Here is a 17,544-nt window from a genome sequence, read left to right on the forward strand (position 1 = left end):
ATCACCAACCAGCTCAACCACGAGCGGGTCGCGCTCGCCGCGATCGGCATGCAGGCCGAGGACTTCTACGCCGCCGCGCTGGACTGTGCGCGTACACCCGATCAGGTGACGGGCGAGCGTCGGATTGACGCGCCGTGGGTGCGTTCCAGACTGGCCGAGGTGCATGCCCGGCTGGCGGCGACGCGCCTGCTCAACTGGCGTTTGGTGGGTGATGTGGGGGCGGGCCGGCTGGCCCCGGGAGACGCCAGCGGCGTGAAGTTCATGGGAACCGAATCGGCGGTGGAGGTGTACCGAATGTGTCAGGAGATCACCGGCGAGGCCGGGCTGGTGCGGGCCGGTTCGCCGGGTGGTCTCGGGGGCGGCGAGCTGGAGCGGATGAACAGGGCCGCGCAGATCAACACGTTCGGGGGCGGGGTGAGCGAGGTGCAGCGGGAGATCGTCGCGACGATGCGGCTCGGCATGCGGAGGGGGCGGCGATGACGGCGAGGACGGAGCGTACGCAGGAGACGGCACGTACGCAGGAGACGGCGAGTACCCAGGGAGCGACGGTGAGGACGGGCGGGCAGAGGGCGGCTGCGGCCGCTCCGCGCGACATCGCGTACGAGGAGTTGCGGGCGTTCGAGGGCAGGCCCGCGGCCGAGGAGGGGCGCGGCAAGGACCCGGTCAACGAACCGATGATCAGGCACTGGTGCGAGGCGATGGGCGACACCAACCCCGCGTACGGGGGCAATTCCGCGTACGGGGGCGCGGATCCGGTGGCCCCGCCGACGATGCTGCAGGCCTGGACGATGGGCGGGCTGTCCGGGCACGAGGGCCGGACGCCGGCGTACGACGAGCTGTTCGCGCTGCTGGACGGCGCCGGGTACACCTCGGTCGTCGCCACCGACTGCGAGCAGGAGTATCTGCGGGCGCTGCGGCCCGGCGACGAGATCACCTTCGACGCGGTGATCGAGTCGGTGTCGGAGCGCAAGACGACCAAGCTCGGCACGGGCCACTTCGTCACGACGCGGATGGACGTCCGCGCCGGCGGCGAACTCGCGGGGACGCACCGCTTCCGCATCCTCAAGTACGCGCCTGCGCAGCGGAAACCGAAGGGCAAGCGTCCCCGCCCGGTCATCAACCGCGACAACGCCGGCTTCTGGGACGGCGTCGCCGCACACCGTCTGCTGATCCAGCGCTGCGGCGGCTGCGGCGACCTCCGCTTCCCGTGGCTGCCCGGGTGCAACGCGTGCGGCTCGCCCGAGTGGGACACGGTCGAGGCGAGCGGCGAGGGCACGGTCTATTCGTACGTGGTGATGCACCATCCGCCCTTCCCGGCCTTCGACCCTCCCTACGCCGTGGGGCTCGTGGAACTGGCGGAGGGCGTGCGGATCGTCAGCAACGTGGTCGGGGTGCCGTGCGACAAGGTGCGGATCGGGATGCCGGTGCGGCTCGAATTCCAGCGGGTGGACGCGGAGCTGGAGCTCCCGGTGTTCCGGGCCCTGGAGGGCGCGTCGGGGGGTGAGGTCTGACATGGACTTCACGCCCACGGAGGAGCAGGCGGCGGCGCGGGACCTCGCCGGGGAGATCTTCGGTGATCTGGCGACCCCGGAGCGGCTCGCGGCGGCGGGGACGGGATCGGACGCCGAGCTGTGGAAGGCGCTGTGCGCGGCGGGGCTGCCGGGCGCGGTGGAGGACGTGGGGCTGCTCGGGCTGGTGCTGCTCCTGGAGGAGCAGGGGAGGACAACGGCCCAGGTGCCGTTCGCGGCGAGCTGTGTCTACGGCCTGCTGGCGGTGGCCGCGCACGGCACGGCCGAGCAGAAGGACCGGCTCCTGCCCGTGCTGCGTCAGGGGGAGGAGATCGTCACGGGCGCGTTTCCGGCCCGGGGCGGGGTGACGGTGGCCGGGGACGGCGTGGCGGTGGCCGAGGGCGCGCCGCGGGGCGGGGTGCTGAGCGGCACGGTGCCGTGGGTGCCGTGGCTGAGGGACGCGACGCGGGTTCTGGTGGCCGCGGCCGACCGGAGCCTGTGGCTGGTGCGGGTCGCCGACGCCCGGATGGAGCCGGTGGAGCTGACGGCGCCCTGGGCGGCGGGGCGGCTCGTCCTCGACGGGGTCCCCGGGGAGCGCCTGGGGGACGCGACGGCGTACGACGAGGTGCTGGCCTGCGCGCGCACGGCCTTCGCGGGACTGCAGGCGGGCGTCTGCGCGGGCTCGCTGGCCCGCGCCGTGTCCTACACGAACGGGAGGGAGCAGTTCGGGCGGCCTCTGGCGGCCAAGCAGGGCGTCCAGCTCCGCGCCGCGGACGCCCATATGGACACCGAGGCGATACGCGTCACGGCCTACGAGGCGGCCTGGCGCCGTGACGCGGGGCTGCCGTTCGGCACGCACGCGCTGACGGCCGCCTGGTGGGCGTCGGAGGCGGGCAAACGCGTCGTGCACGCGGGCCAGCATCTGCACGGCGGCATGGGGGCCGACCTCGACCATCCCGTGCACCGGCACTTCCTGTGGGGGCGGCAGGTGGACGCGTATCTGGGGTGCGGGAGCGAAGTTCTGGAAGAGCTGGGTGAGTTGATCGCGAAGGGGGAGCCGGCATGAAGGCAGAGGGAGCGGCCCGGATGAAGGAGGGCGAGGAGCTGCCGCCGCTGGAGATCCCGATCACCCGCACACTGATCGTCTCCGGCGCCATCGCCTCCCGCGACTACCAGGACGTGCACCACGACGCGGAGCTCGCGAAGGCCAAGGGCTCCCCCGACATCTTCATGAACATCCTGACGACCAACGGCCTGGTCGGGCGCTACATCACCGACCACTTCGGCCCCACCGCCGTCCTGCGCAGGGTGGCGATCAGGCTGGGGGCGCCCAACTACCCGGGGGACACGATGGTGTTGACCGGCACCGTGGACCGCGTCGAGACCACCCCGGAGGGCGACACGGCCACGGTCGCGGTCATCGGGGCCAACGGCATCGGCAGACACGTCACCGGCACGGTCACGGTGACCCTCCCCGCGGGAGGCGGCGCATGAGCGTCCTGACGCGCGACAGTCTCGGGGGGAGGGCCGCGATCGCCGGGATCGGGGCCACGGAGTTCTCCAAGGACTCCGGCCGCAGCGAGCTGAAGCTGGCGGTGGAGGCGGTGCGGGCCGCGCTCGACGACGCCGGGCTCGCCCCCGCCGACGTCGACGGCATGGTCACCTTCACGATGGACACCAACCCGGAGATCACCGTCGCCCAGGCGGCCGGCATCGGGGAGCTGTCCTTCTTCTCCCGCATCCATTACGGCGGCGGCGCGGCCTGCGCGACCGTCCAGCAGGCGGCGCTCGCGGTGGCGGCGGGAGTGGCCGAAGTCGTCGTCTGCTACCGCGCGTTCAACGAACGCTCGGGCCGCAGATTCGGCTCCGGGGTGCAGCAGCGCGAGCCGTCCGCCGAGGGGGCCGCGCTCGGCTGGTCCCTGCCGTTCGGGCTGCTCACGCCCGCGTCATGGGTGGCGATGGCGGCCCAGCGCTACCTCCATGCGTACGGCCTGACGCCGGACGTCTTCGGTCATGTCGCCGTCACCGACCGGAAGTACGCGGCCACCAACCCCGCGGCCTACTTCCACGGGAAGCCGATCACGCTCGCCGACCATGCCGCGTCGCGCTGGATCGTGGAGCCCCTGCGGCTCCTGGACTGCTGTCAGGAGACGGACGGCGGCCAGGCGATCGTGGTGACGAGCGTGGAGCGCGCCCGCGATCTGCCGCATCCGCCGGCCGTGATCGTGGCGGCGGCCCAGGGCGCGGGCCGGGCGCAGGAGCAGATGACCAGCTTCTACCGCGACGACCTGAGCGGCCTGCCCGAGATGAGCGTGGTGGCCCGGCAGTTGTGGCGCACCTCGGGGCTCGCGCCGAAGGACATCGACGTGGGGATCCTCTACGACCACTTCACTCCGTTCGTGCTGATGCAGCTGGAGGAGTTCGGGTTCTGCGCGCCCGGTGAGGCCGGGGCGTTCGTCGCCGAGGAGCGGCTGCCGCTGAACACGCACGGCGGGCAGCTCGGGGAGGCCTATCTGCACGGCATGAACGGCATAGCGGAGGCCGTCCGCCAGACGCGGGGGACGTCCGTGAACCAGATACCGGGCGCCGCGCGCACCCTGGTCACGGCGGGCACCGGGGTCCCCACATCGGGGCTGATTCTGGGGTCGGACGGCTGAACGCGGCGCGTGTCCCGGGCCCGCGCGGGGGTCCGGCCCGTTCACTCGCCCTATGCCACTCCGAAAGATGATCATTGGATTTGTCCTCGTCCTGACGACCCTGACCCTGGACCTGGCCGCGTCCCCACCGGGCGTCGCGTCCTCGGGGGACGCGGCGAAGGCCACCGCCGCGTCCGCCGCCCCCGCAGCCCCCGCCGAGTCGGCCGCGTCCGCCGTCAGGATGTCGACCTTCCACGGCCGGGCGTTCGACACCTGCCTCACCCAGTCCGTCGACACCATGCGGCGCTGGCGCTCCTCCCGCTACCGCGCGGTGGGGATCTACTACGCGGGCCGCGGCCGGGCCTGCAAGCGCCAGCCGCACCTCGACCACGCCTGGATGCGCGCGGTGAACCGCATGGGCTGGCGGATCCTTCCGGTGTACGTGGGGTCGCAGTCGCCCTGTGTGGTGGCGAAGAACAAGAAGGGCGTCGGCATCGGACGGCACCCCTGGGCCCAGGGCAAGCGGGAGGGACGCGACGCGGTACGCAGGGCGAAGGCACTCGGCATGGGGCGGCTCAGCCCCCTCTACCTGGACATGGAGGCGTATACGTACCAGAAGCAGGGCTGCGCGCACACCACGCTCTCCTTCGTCCGCGCCTGGGACCGTGAGGTGCGCAGGCACGGCTACGTCCCCGGCTTCTACAGCAGTGCCGACTCCGGCGTGCGGCACATGGAGGCGGCACGGCGGGCGGGGGTGCGGGACCTGCCGGCGGTGATGTGGTTCGCGCGCTGGCACACCAAGCCGCACCTGTACCGCGAGCCCGAGCTGCGGGGGCGCGCCTGGCATCCGGCCCGGCGCATCCATCAGTACGCGGGGAACGTGAAGGAACGGCACGGCGGCCGTACCCTGCTGATCGACCGCAATCTGGTGCACGCACCCGTGGCGCGCGTGCGCTAGGCGGCGCGCCGAGCGACGGGTGCGCCGGTGCGGCTCTAGGGGGTGAACCCTCAGGGGAGTGCTCCGCCTCCTCCACCTGTAGGAGGTGGGGCCAGCACCATTCGTACAACCTGAGGCGGACACCGCTTCGGGACCTGCGGCCGATCCGCTGCGGTAGGGGGCGCTTCTAGCGTGGAGCCATGACCGCATCCATGGTGTCCGTGTGCACCGGCGCATCGAAGGCCGCGACGCGGGGCACGGGTCCGGCCAGGGCCACCGGCCCCTCGGCGTACCCGTCGTTCGCGTCCTACGTACGGGCGCGGCAGCCCGTACTGCTGCGCACCGCCCGCTCGCTGACCGCGAATCCGAGCGATGCCGAGGACCTGCTGCAGACCGCGCTGACCAAGACCTATGTCGCGTGGGAGCGGATCCAGGACCACCGCGCGCTGGACGGCTATGTGCGCCGCGCGCTCCTGAACACGCGTACGTCGCAGTGGCGCAAGCGCAAGGTGGACGAGTTCGCGTGCGACGAGCTGCCCGAGCCCGATGTGACGCCGGCGGGGGACCCGGCCGAGCAGCAGGTGCTCCGTGACGCCATGTGGCGCGCGATCATGAAGCTGCCCGCGCGGCAGCGGGCGATGGTCGTCCTCAGGTACTACGAGGATCTCAGCGAGGCCCAGACCGCGGAGGTGCTCGGTGTCTCCATCGGCACGGTGAAGAGCGCGGTCTCGCGTGCGCTCGGCAAGCTCCGCGAGGATCCGGAACTGACGCCGGTCCGCTGAGCACGGCCGCGCGGCCGACCGGACACGGCCAATGATCGATCATCCCCTGGAGTAGTGACATACCACGCGGTATGCGCGCAGAATCAGCGCAGCCCTTACTGCCGCGTAGGCGATGTCGCCCCAGGAGGACGCCGTGCTGAGCACGATGCAGGACGTACCGCTGACCGTCACCCGCATCCTGCGGCACGGGATGACCGTGCACGGGACATCGCAGGTCATCACCTGGACCGGCGAGGGCGCCCCGCAGCGCCGCAGCTACCGCGAACTCGGCGAGCGCACCGCCCAGCTCGCCCACGCGCTGCGCGAGGACCTCGGCGTCACGGACGACGAGCGCGTCGCGACGTTCATGTGGAACAACGCCGAGCACGTCGAGACCTACTTCGCGGTGCCCTGCATGGGCGCCATCCTGCACACCCTCAACCTGCGGCTGCCCGCGGACCAGCTGACGTGGATCGTCAACCACGCCGCCGACCGCGTCATCATCGTCAACGGCTCCCTGCTCGGCCTCCTCGCGCCGCTCCTGCCGCAGCTGACGAGCGTCGAGCACCTGGTGGTCTCGGGCCCCGGCGACCGCTCCCTGCTGGCGGGCGCCCGCGCCCAGGTGCACGAGTACGAGGACCTGCTCGCCGGGAAGCCCACCGACTACGACTGGCCCGAGCTGGACGAGCGCACCGCGGCCGCCATGTGCTATACCTCCGGCACCACCGGCGACCCCAAGGGCGTCGTCTACTCCCACCGCTCCATCTATCTGCACTCCATGCAGGTCAACATGACCCAGTCGATGGGGCTCACGGACGCGGACACCTCCCTGGTCGTCGTCCCCCAGTTCCACGTCAACGCCTGGGGCCTGCCGCACGCCACCCTGATGACCGGCGTGAACATGCTGATGCCGGACCGCTTCCTGCAGCCCGCCCCGCTCGCCGAGATGATCGAGTCGGAGCGGCCCACGCACGCGGCCGCCGTCCCCACCATCTGGCAGGGCCTGCTCGCCGAACTCACCGCCAAGCCGCGTGACGTCAGCTCGCTCGGCCAGGTCACCATCGGCGGCTCGGCCTGCCCGCCGTCGCTGATGGAGGCGTTCGACCGGCTCGGCATGCGGGTCTGTCACGCCTGGGGCATGACGGAGACCTCGCCGCTCGGCACGGTCGCCCGCCCGCCGGCCCACGCCCTCGGCACCGACGAGGAGTTCGGCTACCGGCTCACGCAGGGCCGCTTCCCCGCCTCGGTCGAGGGCCGCCTGGTCGGTCCCGGCGGCGAGATCCTGCCCTGGGACGGCGAGTCGGCCGGTGAGCTGGAGGTGCGGGGCCCCTGGATCGCGGGCGCCTACTTCGGCGGTGCGGGCGGCGAAGTACTGCGCCCCGAGGACAAGTTCAGCGAGGACGGCTGGCTGAAGACCGGCGACGTCGGCGTGATCACCCCGGACGGCTTCCTGACCCTCACCGACCGGGCGAAGGACGTCATCAAGTCGGGCGGCGAGTGGATCTCGTCGGTCGAGCTGGAGAACGCCCTGATGTCCCACCCGGACGTCGCCGAGGCCGCGGTCGTGGCCGTCCCCGACGAGAAGTGGGGCGAACGCCCCCTCGCCACGGTCGTCCTGAAGGAGAACGCGACCGCCGACTACGTCGCCCTGCGGGACTTCCTCGCGGAGAGCGTCGCCAAGTGGCAGCTTCCCGAGCGCTGGGCCGTCATCCAGGCGGTGCCGAAGACCAGCGTCGGCAAGTTCGACAAGAAGGTCCTGCGCAGGCAGTACGCGGACGGCGAGCTGGACGTCACGCAGATCTGAGGTCAGGTAGAGCCGGGGCCAGGCAGATCCGGGGTCTCTCGGGTCCGACGTCGCTCGGGCCCGAGGTCAGGCAGCGGCGGGCTTGCGGGTGCGTATCGCGGTCGTCGTCCAGCTGAGCGTCAGCCAGAGGGCGGCGATCGCGCACACGCCCGTCCATCCCCAGTGGGTGAACGCGGTACCGGCGAGGGCGGACGCCAGCGCGCCGCCCGCGAAGCCGGCCACCACATAGGCGGTGTTGGCGACGGCCGGGGTGGAGGTCGTCGTCAGGGCGAGCGTCTGGTTGGCGATGTGGCCGGCCACCAGCGCCATGTGGAGGGTGACCGCCGCCGCGCACAGCGCCCACAGCGCCCCGCCGCCCAGCCAGAACAGCGGCACCGACACCGCCGCGAGGGCGTACGCGGCCGAGACCACCCTGGCCGCGCCGAACCGGTCGACGAGGCCGCCCGCCAGCGGCGCCACGACGGACGCCGCGAGGCCGAAGAGGCCGAAGAGCCCGGCGGTGGCGGTCGTCATGCCGTACCCGTCGCCGTCCCCGGTGAGCAGGAGGGCGAGCGAGGTCCACAGCGCGCTCCACGCGCCGTACATCCCGCCCTGACGTATGCAGGCGCGCCGCAGCTCGGCGGAGCCCCGCACCACGCCCGGCAGTTGGGCGAGCCCGGCGAAGAGCGGCCCCGACCGGCGTCGGCGCTCGGCGGGCAGCACGGCGGCCGAGGCCAGTCCGAGCAGGGCCGTGAGGACGGCGGCGCCCACGAAGACGTACCGCCACCCGAAGGCCTGGCCGACGAGACCGCCGAGGACGCGGGCCGCGACGACACCCGTGAACAGCCCCGCTATCAGCGCCGCGACATGGCTGGCCCGCCGGTGCGCGGGCGCCCGCTCGGCGACCAGCGGCACGAGCAGCTGCGGCACGACGGTCGCGGCGGACGCCACCAGGACGGCGGCGGCGAGCGCGGTCGTCCCCGAGGCGGCCGCGCCCAGGGCGAGGGCCCCGGCCGTGACGAGGGAGAGGGCCGCGACGAGCCTGCGGCGGTTCACGCTGTCGCCGAGCGGGGCGAAGAACAGCAGCCCCGCGGCGTACCCGAACTGGGCCACCGAGGCGATCCACGCGACGGCCGACGGCGTGGAGCCGAAGTCCCGGGCTATCAGGGGGAGCAGCGGCGCGGCGACGTAGATGTTGGCGGCGGTCACGGCGGTGCAGACCGCTATGAGGAGGAGGAAGAGACCGGGCGGGACGGCGCGAGGCCCGGACCTGGACACAGGCGTGGACGTGGAACTGGACGTGGGTGCGGTGGAGGGGCCGGCCGCGGACGTGGACGGAGACGTGGACGGGGGTGTGGCTGAGGCCGGGGCTGATGACGACATGAGCGAGCAGGACTCCTTCGCGCGGCTCCGTGGCGTGACGCGACGTGGCGTGACGTGGTGTGACGTGACGTGGTGTGACGTGGTGTGGCGTGACGTACTGGGGCGATCTGACGGCGTGAGGATCAACTGGAAGGACGGTGACCAGCGGAAACGTTGGCAACCAACTGGTTGGTTGGAAAAAGTCTGCGCCCGTCGACGCCGCCGTGTCAAGCAACCAACCAGTTGGTTACCCGAATGGGTTGGCCTACCCTGGGCCCATGGCAGTGAGAGACCCCGAGGCCACCAAGGCGCGGATCTTCGAGGCGGCGGTCGCCGAGTTCGCCCGGTACGGCATCGCGGGAGCCCGCATCGACCGCATCGCGAGCGAGGCGAAGGCCAACAAGCAGCTCATCTACGCCTATTTCGGCAACAAGGCGGAGCTGTTCACCCAGGTTCTCGAGAAGCGCATGCTGGACATGGCGATCGCCAATCCGGTCGACGCTGATGACCTGGACGGCTGGATGGACCGGCTGATGGACTACCACGCCGCCCATCCCGAACTGCTGCGCCTGCTCTTCTGGGAAGGCATCGAGTACGGCACGGACGAGCTGCCCGACGAGCGGGAGCGCCGCGACCACTACGACCGCAAGGTCGCCGTGCTCGCCGACGCGCAGGCCCGGGGCGTCATCAGCGACGAGATCCCCGCGCCCCACCTGCTCTTCATGGTCGTCGCGCTGGCCGGCTGGTCCACGGCCGTACCGCAGATGCGGCGGATCCTCGTCGGCGACGAGGACGCCGACCGGCAGCGGCTGCGCGCCTCCATCAAGGCGGCGGTGCGGCGCATCACGGCCTGAGACCGGTCACCCACCACCCCGGGCTGCCCACCACCCCGGGCTGCCCGTCAGCGCGTCAGCCCGCCAAGACCGGTCCGCCGGCCCGCCGGCCGACCCGTCAGTTCGTGCCGATCTTCGCCAGCAGGTCCACGATCCGCCCCTGCACCTCACTGCTGGTGGAGCGCTCCGCCAGGAACAGCACCGTCTCGCCGGCCGCGAGCCTCGGCAGCTCCGTCTCGTCGACGGCCGCGGTGTAGACGACCAGCGGGGTGCGGTTCAGCTGACCGTTCGCCCGCAGCCAGTCGACGATCCCGGCCCGGCGGCGGCGCACCTGGAGCAGGTCCATCACCACGAGGTTCGGCCGCATCTGCGCCGCGAGCGTCACCGCGTCGGCGTCGCTCTCGGCCCGCGCGACCTGCATGCCGCGCCGCTCCAGCGTGGCGGTCAGGGCGAGCGCGATCTCCTCGTGCTCCTCGATGAGCAGGACGCGCGGCGGGTGCTGCTCGCTGTCGCGCGGCGCGAGCGCCTTCAGGAGTACGGCGGGGTCGGCGCCGTACGCCGCCTCGCGCGTCGCCTGGCCGAGGCCGGCCGTCACGAGGACGGGCACCTCCGCGGCCACGGCGGCCTGCCGCAGCGACTGGAGCGCCGTACGCGTGATCGGCCCGGTCAGCGGGTCCACGAACAGGGCGGCGGGGAACGCCGCGATCTGCGCGTCGACCTCCTCACGGGAGTGCACGATCACGGGACGATAGCCGCGGTCGCTGAGCGCCTGCTGGGTGGGCACGTCGGGCGCGGGCCACACCAGGAGGCGGCGCGGGTTGTCCAGCGGCTCGGGCGGCAGTTCGTCGTCCATCGGCTGGGGCTGGGGACGGTTCGAGACCTCGACGGCGCCGCCGGGGCCGTCCAGCGGCTCGGGACCCTCGTCGGCGTCCTCGTCCGGCGCGCCGATGGCGTACGAACGTCCCGTGCCCTCGGTCGCGGACGCGATACGGGACTGGGGGTGCGCCGGTGCCGAACCGGGGGCCCCGGACTGCTGCTGGGGCTGAGGGTGCGGGCGGGCCGAGCCCTCGGGGCGCTCGTCGGCGGCGGGCTCGGGCGGCGTGGCCAGCCGGCGCCGGCGACCGGAGCCGCTGACGGAGCCGCCGAGCGTGGACGACGACTGCGGGGCGGCGGCGGATTCCTGGGGCGACTGCGGTGCCTGAGGCGCCTGAGGCGCCGGGGCTGCCTGGGCTGCTTGAGACGCCGGGGCTGTCTGAGGTGACTGCGGCGAGGCCTGCGGCATCGGACCCGCCGCCTGCCCCTGCGGACCGGCTTGCGGACCTGCCTGCTGTCCGGCCTGCGCACCGGTCTGGGGACCCGTCTGCGGACCCGTCTGCGGACCGGCCTGCTGTCCTCCGGTCTGCGGTCCGGCCTGGGCACCCGCCTGCGGCGGCAGCGGAGGCTGCGGCGCCTGGGGGATGCGGGCGTTGCGCGGCGGCTGTTGACGGCCCTGGGCGGGCGCTCCGGCACCGCCCTGCTGCTCGGAGATCTGCTGCCCGAACGGGACGCCCTGCCCGAGCGTACGCACGCTGATGGCGCGCCCCTGCGTCGAGTTGGGGTCACCGGGCGCGGCCTCGGCGGGCAGCGGCTGGGCCGCGCGCGACTGCGGGCAGTGCTCGGGCGGGAGCGCGGAGCCCGCGGCGGGCGTCGGCACGCCGTGCGCCGGGGTGCCCGCGGAGTGCGGGGTGCCCTGCGCCGGGACGCCGTCGGCCGGGGTGGTGCCGTCGGGCCACGGCTGCGGAGCGGGCAGCGGGCCGGCCTCGGCGGCCTGCTCGTGCGGCCCCTGTGGCTCGTGCGGCTCGTGATGATTCTGCGCCTCGTGCGGCGGCTGAACGGCACCGGGGTCCACCGGAGCCTCAGCAGCCCCCGCAGCCCCCGCAGTCCGAGCAGCCCCCGGAGCCCCAGCGGTCGTAGGAGTAGCCGTAGGAGCCGAAGCGGCCGGAGCCCCGGCAGCTGCCGGATTCACGGCACTCGCGGGCCCCTCGGCGACCGGTCGCCGGGAGCGGCGGCGGCCCGTCGGGGCCTCCGTCGGGTGCGGCTGCGGCGGCGTGTGGTCGCCGGCCATGCCCTGCGGCCCGCCGACGTGCGGCGCCGCGGCGTGCTGCCCGGTGTCGTCCTGGGCGACGAGGTCCTGGCCCTCGCCGGGCGCGCGGTCGGCCGCGGCGGGCGGCAGCGCGAAGACGCGCCCGTTGTTCGCCTCCTCCGCGGCGGCCCGCTCCTTGGCGGCGGCCAGCGCGCGTCGTGCCCGTCGTCCCGTGGGACGCGCGGCGTCGCCGCCCGCCTCCAGCGCGGCGAGTTCGGTACCCGGGGCCGTACCGGCACCCGCACCCGCGTCGGTGCCGGTCCCGGACGTCTCCGAAGGCCCGGAGGCGAGTGCGGGCAGCGCCCGCTGTTCACCGGACCGCCGTGCGCGCCGTCCCGTCGGCTCCGCGGGAACGGGCACGCCCTGCGGCGGCACCGTCTCGCCCAACGCCGCCGACCCGGCCGCGTGTTCGGCGGCCGTCATCACGGAGCCCTCGGCGGCACTCGGGCGGCCACGCCGCCGTCCCGTGCCACCGGACGTCGCGCCGGCAGCCCCGCCGGACGTCTCCGGAGAGTGCGCCCCCGCCTCCGGGGACCCCGCCGGATCCATCGCCACCGCGCCGCCGAAGGACTCCGGGCTCTCCGGAGCGGCCCCCGCCGCGCGCCTGCGCCGTCCCGTACCGGTCGCCGGGACGGCAGTCCCGCCTTCCGTACCGCCGGAAGAATCCGCTGCTCCGGGAAGACCGCTCTCCAGGAAGGAGTCCACAGAGGAACGCCGGGCCCGCCGACGCCCGCCGCCCGAGGCCGCCGAAGCCTGCTCGGGCACCACGACGGAACTGCCCAGGCCACCGCCGGCCTCCGTAGAGCCAGCCGCCCCGGAACTGGCCCCCGTAGAGCCAGCCCCTGTAGAGCCCGCCCCGGAACCAGCACCCTCCGGAGAGACCACCGAGCCCGGGGCCGGACCCGAGGCCGGACCCGAACCCAGAACCGACCCCGACCCCGAACCCGAAGAGCCACCCACACCCGGAGCCGCACCCACACCCACACCCGCAGCCGCACCCCCGGCACCCGCACCCGCCGCACCCGCGGCCACGATCGGCACCTCAAGCACATACGCACTGCCGCCCATGCCGGGCACCTCGTGCGTCTGCAGCACGCCTCCGTGTGCCCGCACGATGCCCCGCACGATCGGCTCGTGCACCGGGTCTCCCCCGGCGTACGGCCCCCGCACCTCGATGCGGACGACCTCGCCGCGCTGGGCGGCGGCCACGACGATGGTCGAGTCCACGTAGCCGCCCGCGGCACCGGCGCCCGCGCCGACGTCCGCGCGCGTGTTGCCCGTCGCGTCGATCCCCGCCACGTCGGCCACGAGGTGCGCGACCGCGGTGGCGAGCCGCTCCGCGTCGACCACCAGCTCTATGGGCGGCGCGTGCACCGCGAACTGCGCGCGCCCGGGACCGATCAGCTCGACCGCGCCCTCCACACCGGTGGCGATGACCGCGTCGAGCAGCACCGGTGTGAGCGTGAGCCGGTCGTCGCCGGCGTCGAGCCGCTGGAAGCCGAGGACGTTGTCGACGAGCGTGGTCATCCGGGCGTACCCGGCCGACAGATGGTGCAGGACCTGGTTGGCCTCCGGCCACAGCTGACCCGCGTCGTCCGAGGCGAGCGCGGCCAGCTCGCGGCGCAGCTCGTCCAGGGGCCCGCGCAGGGACGAACCGAGGACGGCGAGCAGCTGGTCGTGGCGCGCGGCCAGCGTCTCGTACCGCGTGCTCTCGCGCTCGGCCAGCTCCTCGAAGCGGTCCTTCTCGCGCTCGGCGAGCGCCGCGTACCGCTCCTGTTCGGCGGCGAGTTCCTCGGCGCGCTGCTCCTCGGCGGCCTTGATCTCCTCGGCCCGCCGCTCCTCCGCGGCCTTGATCTCCGCCTCGTGCCGCTCGGCGGCGGCGCGGATCTCCTCCGCGTGGCGCGCGACGGCGGCCTCGTGCTTCCGGGCCAGCTCGTCGTAGGGCCTGCGGTCGGTGAACGTCATCACCGCGCCGACCAGTTGGTCCCCGTCGCGCACCGGCGACGTCGTCAGGTCGACCGGCACCTTCTCGCCGCTCTTGGACCACAGGACCTGCCCGCGCACCCGGTGCTTGCGCCCGGAGCGGAGCGTGTCGGCGAGCGGGGACTCCTCGTACGGGAAGGGCTCGCCGTCGGAGCGGGAGTGCAGGACCAGCGCGTGCAGGTCCTGCCCGCCGAGGTCGCTCGCGCGGAAACCGAGGATCTGGGCGGCGGCCGGATTGACCAGGACGACCCGTCCGTCGGTGTCCGTGCCGACGACGCCCTCGGCGGCGGCGCGCAGGATCATCTCCGTCTGCCGCTGCGAACGCGCCAGCTCGGCCTCGGTGTCCACGGTGCCCGACAGGTCGCGCACGACGAGCATCAGCAGCTCGTCGCCGGTGTACCCGTGGCTGTCGTACGCGTCCCTGCCGTCCTCGAGCGGGGAGCTGGTGACCTCGACGGGGAACTCGCCGCCGTCCGTGCGCCGCGCGACCATCCGCGTGGGCTTGGTGCGCCCGCGCTGGTCGATGGTGTCCGGGCGCCGCATGGATCCGGGGATCAGCCGGGAGTCGAACTCCGGCAGCAGATCGAGCAGCCCGCGCCCCACGAGCGCCGTGCCCGGCGCCTCGAACGCCTCCAGCGCGATGGCGTTGGCGTTCACGACCGTGCCATTGGCGTTGACGAGGACCAGCGCGTCCGGGAGCGCGTCGAGTATGGCTGCGAGGCGAGCAGCGCCTCGGGATGGCCTGCTGCTCACGACGACGCTTCCTCCCTGATTACCGCTGCTTGCCGACTCGCTCAGGCCATCTTGCCCCTCGGCCCGTGGCGTGTCACGGGAGGGAGTCTACGGGGAGAGGTTGCGCGCGCGACGCCGGATGACAGGGAGGTCACACGCAGAAGATGTGAGTTTTCGGTACCGCCTGGTCACGGGGCGGCCGAGGCCACGGGGCACGAACCGGTCGAAGCGACCGGTCGCGCCCACCCGTCACGAATCAGCCGAACCCACCCACCGTGAACCGGCCGAAGACCCCCACCGCGAACCGGCCGGATCTCCCCCCACCGCGAACCGGCCGGACTCACCCGTCACGAACCGGCCGCGGGCAGCACAGGAGCCAGGCCGTCCCACCGCGAGATCTCGCAGCCGTTGGACCGGTCGTACGTGGCGTCGACGGGGCGGCCCTGCCAGGTGCCCGTGATGTGCGCGGTGGCGGGACCGCCGTACTGCATCGTGCACATCGCGTCGGCCGGCACGGGCGCGAAGGGGTCCCTGCCGTAGACCGTGACCTCTTCGAGCCGGGCGCAGGCGCCCGCCGCGTCGGGGTGCGTGCCGCCCGTGGGGTGGCATTCCAGTACGTACGTGCCGTCTCCCGCGCCCCCCGTGCCCTCGACCGTCACCGTGAGCCGGTCGGACGGCGCCACGATCCCCGGGGCGGCCTGCGCGGCGGCGGGCAGGGCGGACAGCGCGGCGGCGGAGGCGACGGCGGTGAGGACGAGGCGACGCAGCATGGGGGACTCCAGGAGAACAGAGGGTCCGCGAACAGAGGACCGGGACAGTGGCTCTACCGCCTCTAACGCCGGGCGCCGCGCGACGTTGCGGTGCCGTGGGACGCTTTGCTCTGCGGGCCGCGGGACTAGTACCGTGGAGGCCGCGATTGGTGACACGCCACCAGGCTGTGTCATCATCTGCACGCACCCCCGCGCTCGCGCAGGTGTGCAAGTTGGAGGCGTCGCCTAGTCCGGTCTATGGCGCCGCACTGCTAATGCGGTTTGGGCCTTAAAGCCCATCGAGGGTTCAAATCCCTCCGCCTCCGCACCAAGATCCGAAGCCCCGGTCCGTCTGGACCGGGGCTTCGGTGCGTCCGGGGTCCGCCCATACGTTCACGCAGGGTGGGTTTCCGCAGGTCACAAGGGGTCGGGCCAATGGATTTCACATGGCGGCGGCAGTCATGTAATGTTCTTCCTGTCGCCGCGAGCGGGCCGAAAGGCCGGGGAGCGGAGACGAAAACAAAACAGAACAAGCACTCGTAGCTTAACGGATAGAGCATCTGACTACGGATCAGAAGGTTGCAGGTTCGAATCCTGCCGAGTGCACAGTGAGCCAGAGGCCCCGACGGGAAATCGTCGGGGCCTCTGGTCGTTTCTGCGTGAAGGGCGCGTGAAGGGCTCTCCGGCGACCCGGTAGGGCAATAAGGGCTACCTTCGCAAGGAAGTAAAATCTGGACATCATGAGCAAGTCAGACGCCCCCGTGCGCGGGGCCATGTGGTGGGTCCTGGTTCCGCTGTTGTCCGTCGGTCTGCTGACCGCCGTGCCCTTCGGGTGGCTGGCGGGGCGGACGAAGAGGGCGCGGAACACCGCCATCGCCGTCGCCTACGCGGTCGCCGCCGTTCTCGCCCTCGTCTTCATCCCCGAGGACGAGACCGACAACTGGGCCGTCGCACTGGCCGCCTGCGTGTGGATCGTCGGCACCGCCCACACCGCCGCCGTCATGAGCGTGCTGCGGCGCGGGCGCGGCGCGGCCGGGCGGAGCACCGGCGAGGTCAACCGCGAGGTCCTGCGGGCCGCGATGGAACGCGAGGACCTGCGCAGGAAGGCCCGCGCACTGCTGGCCGAGCACCCCGTCGCCGCCGCGGAGATGCGGATAGGGCGGCCCGACCTGCCGCGCACCTTCGACGACGGCGGTCTGATCGACGTCAACGCGGTGCCCGCCGACGTACTGGTGCGCCACCTCGGCTGGCCGGCCGAGCGGGCCGCCGAGGTCGTCGCCGTGCGCGAGCGGCTCGGCCGTTTCGCGGACGGCAAGGAACTCATCGCCTTCACGGAGCTGTCGCCGACCCGGGTGGATGCGGCACGCGCGGTGCTGGTCTACTCCGCCTGAGGCGCCCGCTCCGACCGGGGCGGCGCGGACGGACGGGACGGCGGCCGTGGCGGAGACGTGCCGGCACCGAGCGGGTGAGGGAGTCGCGGACTTGAGGGAGTCGCGGACGGTGGAGTGGCGGTGTGCCGGGCTCGGATGGCCGGACGGGAGGCCCGTGCTGCGGTGGCAGGGGGGACGGGTCAGCGCCCTCGCGTACGGGACGGACATCGGGTTCCGGGCCGTCGGTGAGCGGCGGTGCGTGGGGGCGCGTGGCAATCCGTGTCCGCTGCGGGCCGTGGTGCCGGGGCGGGCCACGCAGGCGCGCTGTCCGGAGTGCGCGCGGCTCGACCGGGCGTTCTCGGTGGCTGCGGACGGGGTGCCCGACGATCCGCGGACGTACCGGGTCTATCTCGCGTGGTTCGGTCCCGGCCTCCTCAAGGTCGGGATCACGGCGGAGGAACGGGGTCCCGCGCGGCTGCTCGAACAGGGGGCCGTGGCCTTCTGCTGGCTGGGGCGCGGGCCGTTGATGGCGGCGCGGCGCACGGAGGAACTGCTGCGGGCGGCGCTCGGGGTGCCGGACCGGGTGCCGTACGCGCGCAAGCGGGAGGTCCGCGGCGGGCTGCCCGGCCGGGCGGAGCGGGTGCGGGAGCTGGCGGGGCTGCACGGGCGGGCCGTGGGGCTCGACGGATGGGCCGAGGCGCTGGAGCGGGTGCCGTTCGAGGCCGTCGATCATTCGGGGGCGTTCGGGTTCGGGGCGGGTTCCGGGAC

14 protein-coding genes and 2 tRNA genes are annotated in these 17,544 nt (G+C 73.3%); 13 read left to right on the plus strand and 3 right to left on the minus strand.

Annotation, left to right across the window (positions count from 1 at the left end):
- The 8 genes from AOK22_RS33605 to AOK22_RS33640 form a co-directional block, all read left to right on the plus strand.
- A partial coding sequence (locus tag AOK22_RS33605) for an acyl-CoA dehydrogenase family protein (protein WP_279617104.1) occupies positions 1–480 on the plus strand: 480 nt, incomplete at its 5' end.
- Entirely contained in the window at positions 477–1,511 is a 1,035-nt protein-coding gene (locus tag AOK22_RS33610) for a bifunctional MaoC family dehydratase N-terminal/OB-fold nucleic acid binding domain-containing protein (RefSeq protein ID WP_079036990.1), read from the plus strand. The genes AOK22_RS33605 and AOK22_RS33610, both read left to right, overlap by 4 nt.
- A gap of 1 nt (position 1,512) precedes the next feature.
- A complete protein-coding gene (locus AOK22_RS33615; RefSeq protein ID WP_055702503.1) occupies positions 1,513–2,574 on the plus strand; it encodes an acyl-CoA dehydrogenase family protein in 1,062 nt (353 codons plus the stop codon).
- Between the two features lie 20 nt (positions 2,575–2,594).
- Positions 2,595–3,002: a MaoC family dehydratase gene (locus AOK22_RS33620; protein WP_055702504.1), complete on the plus strand. Its 408-nt coding sequence runs from the start codon at positions 2,595–2,597 to the stop codon at positions 3,000–3,002.
- A complete protein-coding gene (locus AOK22_RS33625) occupies positions 2,999–4,165 on the plus strand; it encodes a lipid-transfer protein (protein WP_055702505.1) in 1,167 nt (388 codons plus the stop codon). The genes AOK22_RS33620 and AOK22_RS33625 overlap by 4 nt, the downstream gene beginning before the upstream one ends.
- A 67-nt stretch (positions 4,166–4,232) precedes the next feature.
- The gene (locus tag AOK22_RS33630; protein WP_079036991.1) at positions 4,233–5,102 is read left to right on the plus strand and encodes a DUF1906 domain-containing protein; all 870 of its coding nucleotides are present in this window, start codon (positions 4,233–4,235) and stop codon (positions 5,100–5,102) included.
- Between the two features lie 179 nt (positions 5,103–5,281).
- Positions 5,282–5,863, plus strand: a complete 582-nt coding sequence (locus AOK22_RS33635) for a SigE family RNA polymerase sigma factor (protein WP_079036992.1) — start codon at positions 5,282–5,284, stop codon at positions 5,861–5,863.
- A 133-nt stretch (positions 5,864–5,996) separates the two neighbouring features.
- Complete coding sequence (locus tag AOK22_RS33640; RefSeq protein WP_055702507.1) at positions 5,997–7,646, plus strand: long-chain fatty acid--CoA ligase; 1,650 nt, start codon at positions 5,997–5,999, stop codon at positions 7,644–7,646.
- Between the two features lie 66 nt (positions 7,647–7,712).
- Here AOK22_RS33640 and AOK22_RS33645 read toward each other — a convergent pair whose 3' ends face one another.
- Positions 7,713–9,008 carry an MFS transporter gene (locus AOK22_RS33645; RefSeq protein ID WP_079036993.1) on the minus strand — a complete coding sequence of 432 codons (1,296 nt, stop codon included), beginning with the start codon at positions 9,006–9,008 and terminating at the stop codon, positions 7,713–7,715.
- A 257-nt stretch (positions 9,009–9,265) separates the two neighbouring features.
- Between AOK22_RS33645 and AOK22_RS33650 the strand changes: the two genes are divergently transcribed.
- Positions 9,266–9,841: a TetR/AcrR family transcriptional regulator gene (locus AOK22_RS33650; protein ID WP_055702509.1), complete on the plus strand. Its 576-nt coding sequence runs from the start codon at positions 9,266–9,268 to the stop codon at positions 9,839–9,841.
- Between the two features lie 97 nt (positions 9,842–9,938).
- Here AOK22_RS33650 and AOK22_RS33655 read toward each other — a convergent pair whose 3' ends face one another.
- On the minus strand, positions 9,939–14,678 hold the full coding sequence (locus AOK22_RS33655) for a PAS domain-containing hybrid sensor histidine kinase/response regulator (protein WP_079036994.1): 4,740 nt from the start codon (positions 14,676–14,678) through the stop codon (positions 9,939–9,941).
- 326 nt (positions 14,679–15,004) lie between these two features.
- A complete protein-coding gene (locus tag AOK22_RS33660; protein WP_055702510.1) occupies positions 15,005–15,427 on the minus strand; it encodes an SSI family serine proteinase inhibitor in 423 nt (140 codons plus the stop codon).
- A 214-nt stretch (positions 15,428–15,641) separates the two neighbouring features.
- Here AOK22_RS33660 and AOK22_RS33665 point away from each other — a divergent pair.
- The 4 genes from AOK22_RS33665 to AOK22_RS33680 form a co-directional block, all read left to right on the plus strand.
- Positions 15,642–15,732: transfer RNA gene (locus tag AOK22_RS33665), tRNA-Ser, on the plus strand.
- A gap of 207 nt (positions 15,733–15,939) precedes the next feature.
- Positions 15,940–16,012 (plus strand) — tRNA-Arg (locus AOK22_RS33670).
- Between the two features lie 134 nt (positions 16,013–16,146).
- Positions 16,147–16,797: a hypothetical protein gene (locus tag AOK22_RS33675; protein WP_157872351.1), complete on the plus strand. Its 651-nt coding sequence runs from the start codon at positions 16,147–16,149 to the stop codon at positions 16,795–16,797.
- A gap of 109 nt (positions 16,798–16,906) precedes the next feature.
- On the plus strand, positions 16,907–17,544 hold a 638-nt coding region (locus tag AOK22_RS33680; RefSeq protein ID WP_055702514.1), incomplete at its 3' end, for a DUF2797 domain-containing protein.

Source organism: Streptomyces silaceus, assembly GCF_001419745.1.
Classification (GTDB): domain Bacteria; phylum Actinomycetota; class Actinomycetes; order Streptomycetales; family Streptomycetaceae; genus Streptomyces; species Streptomyces silaceus.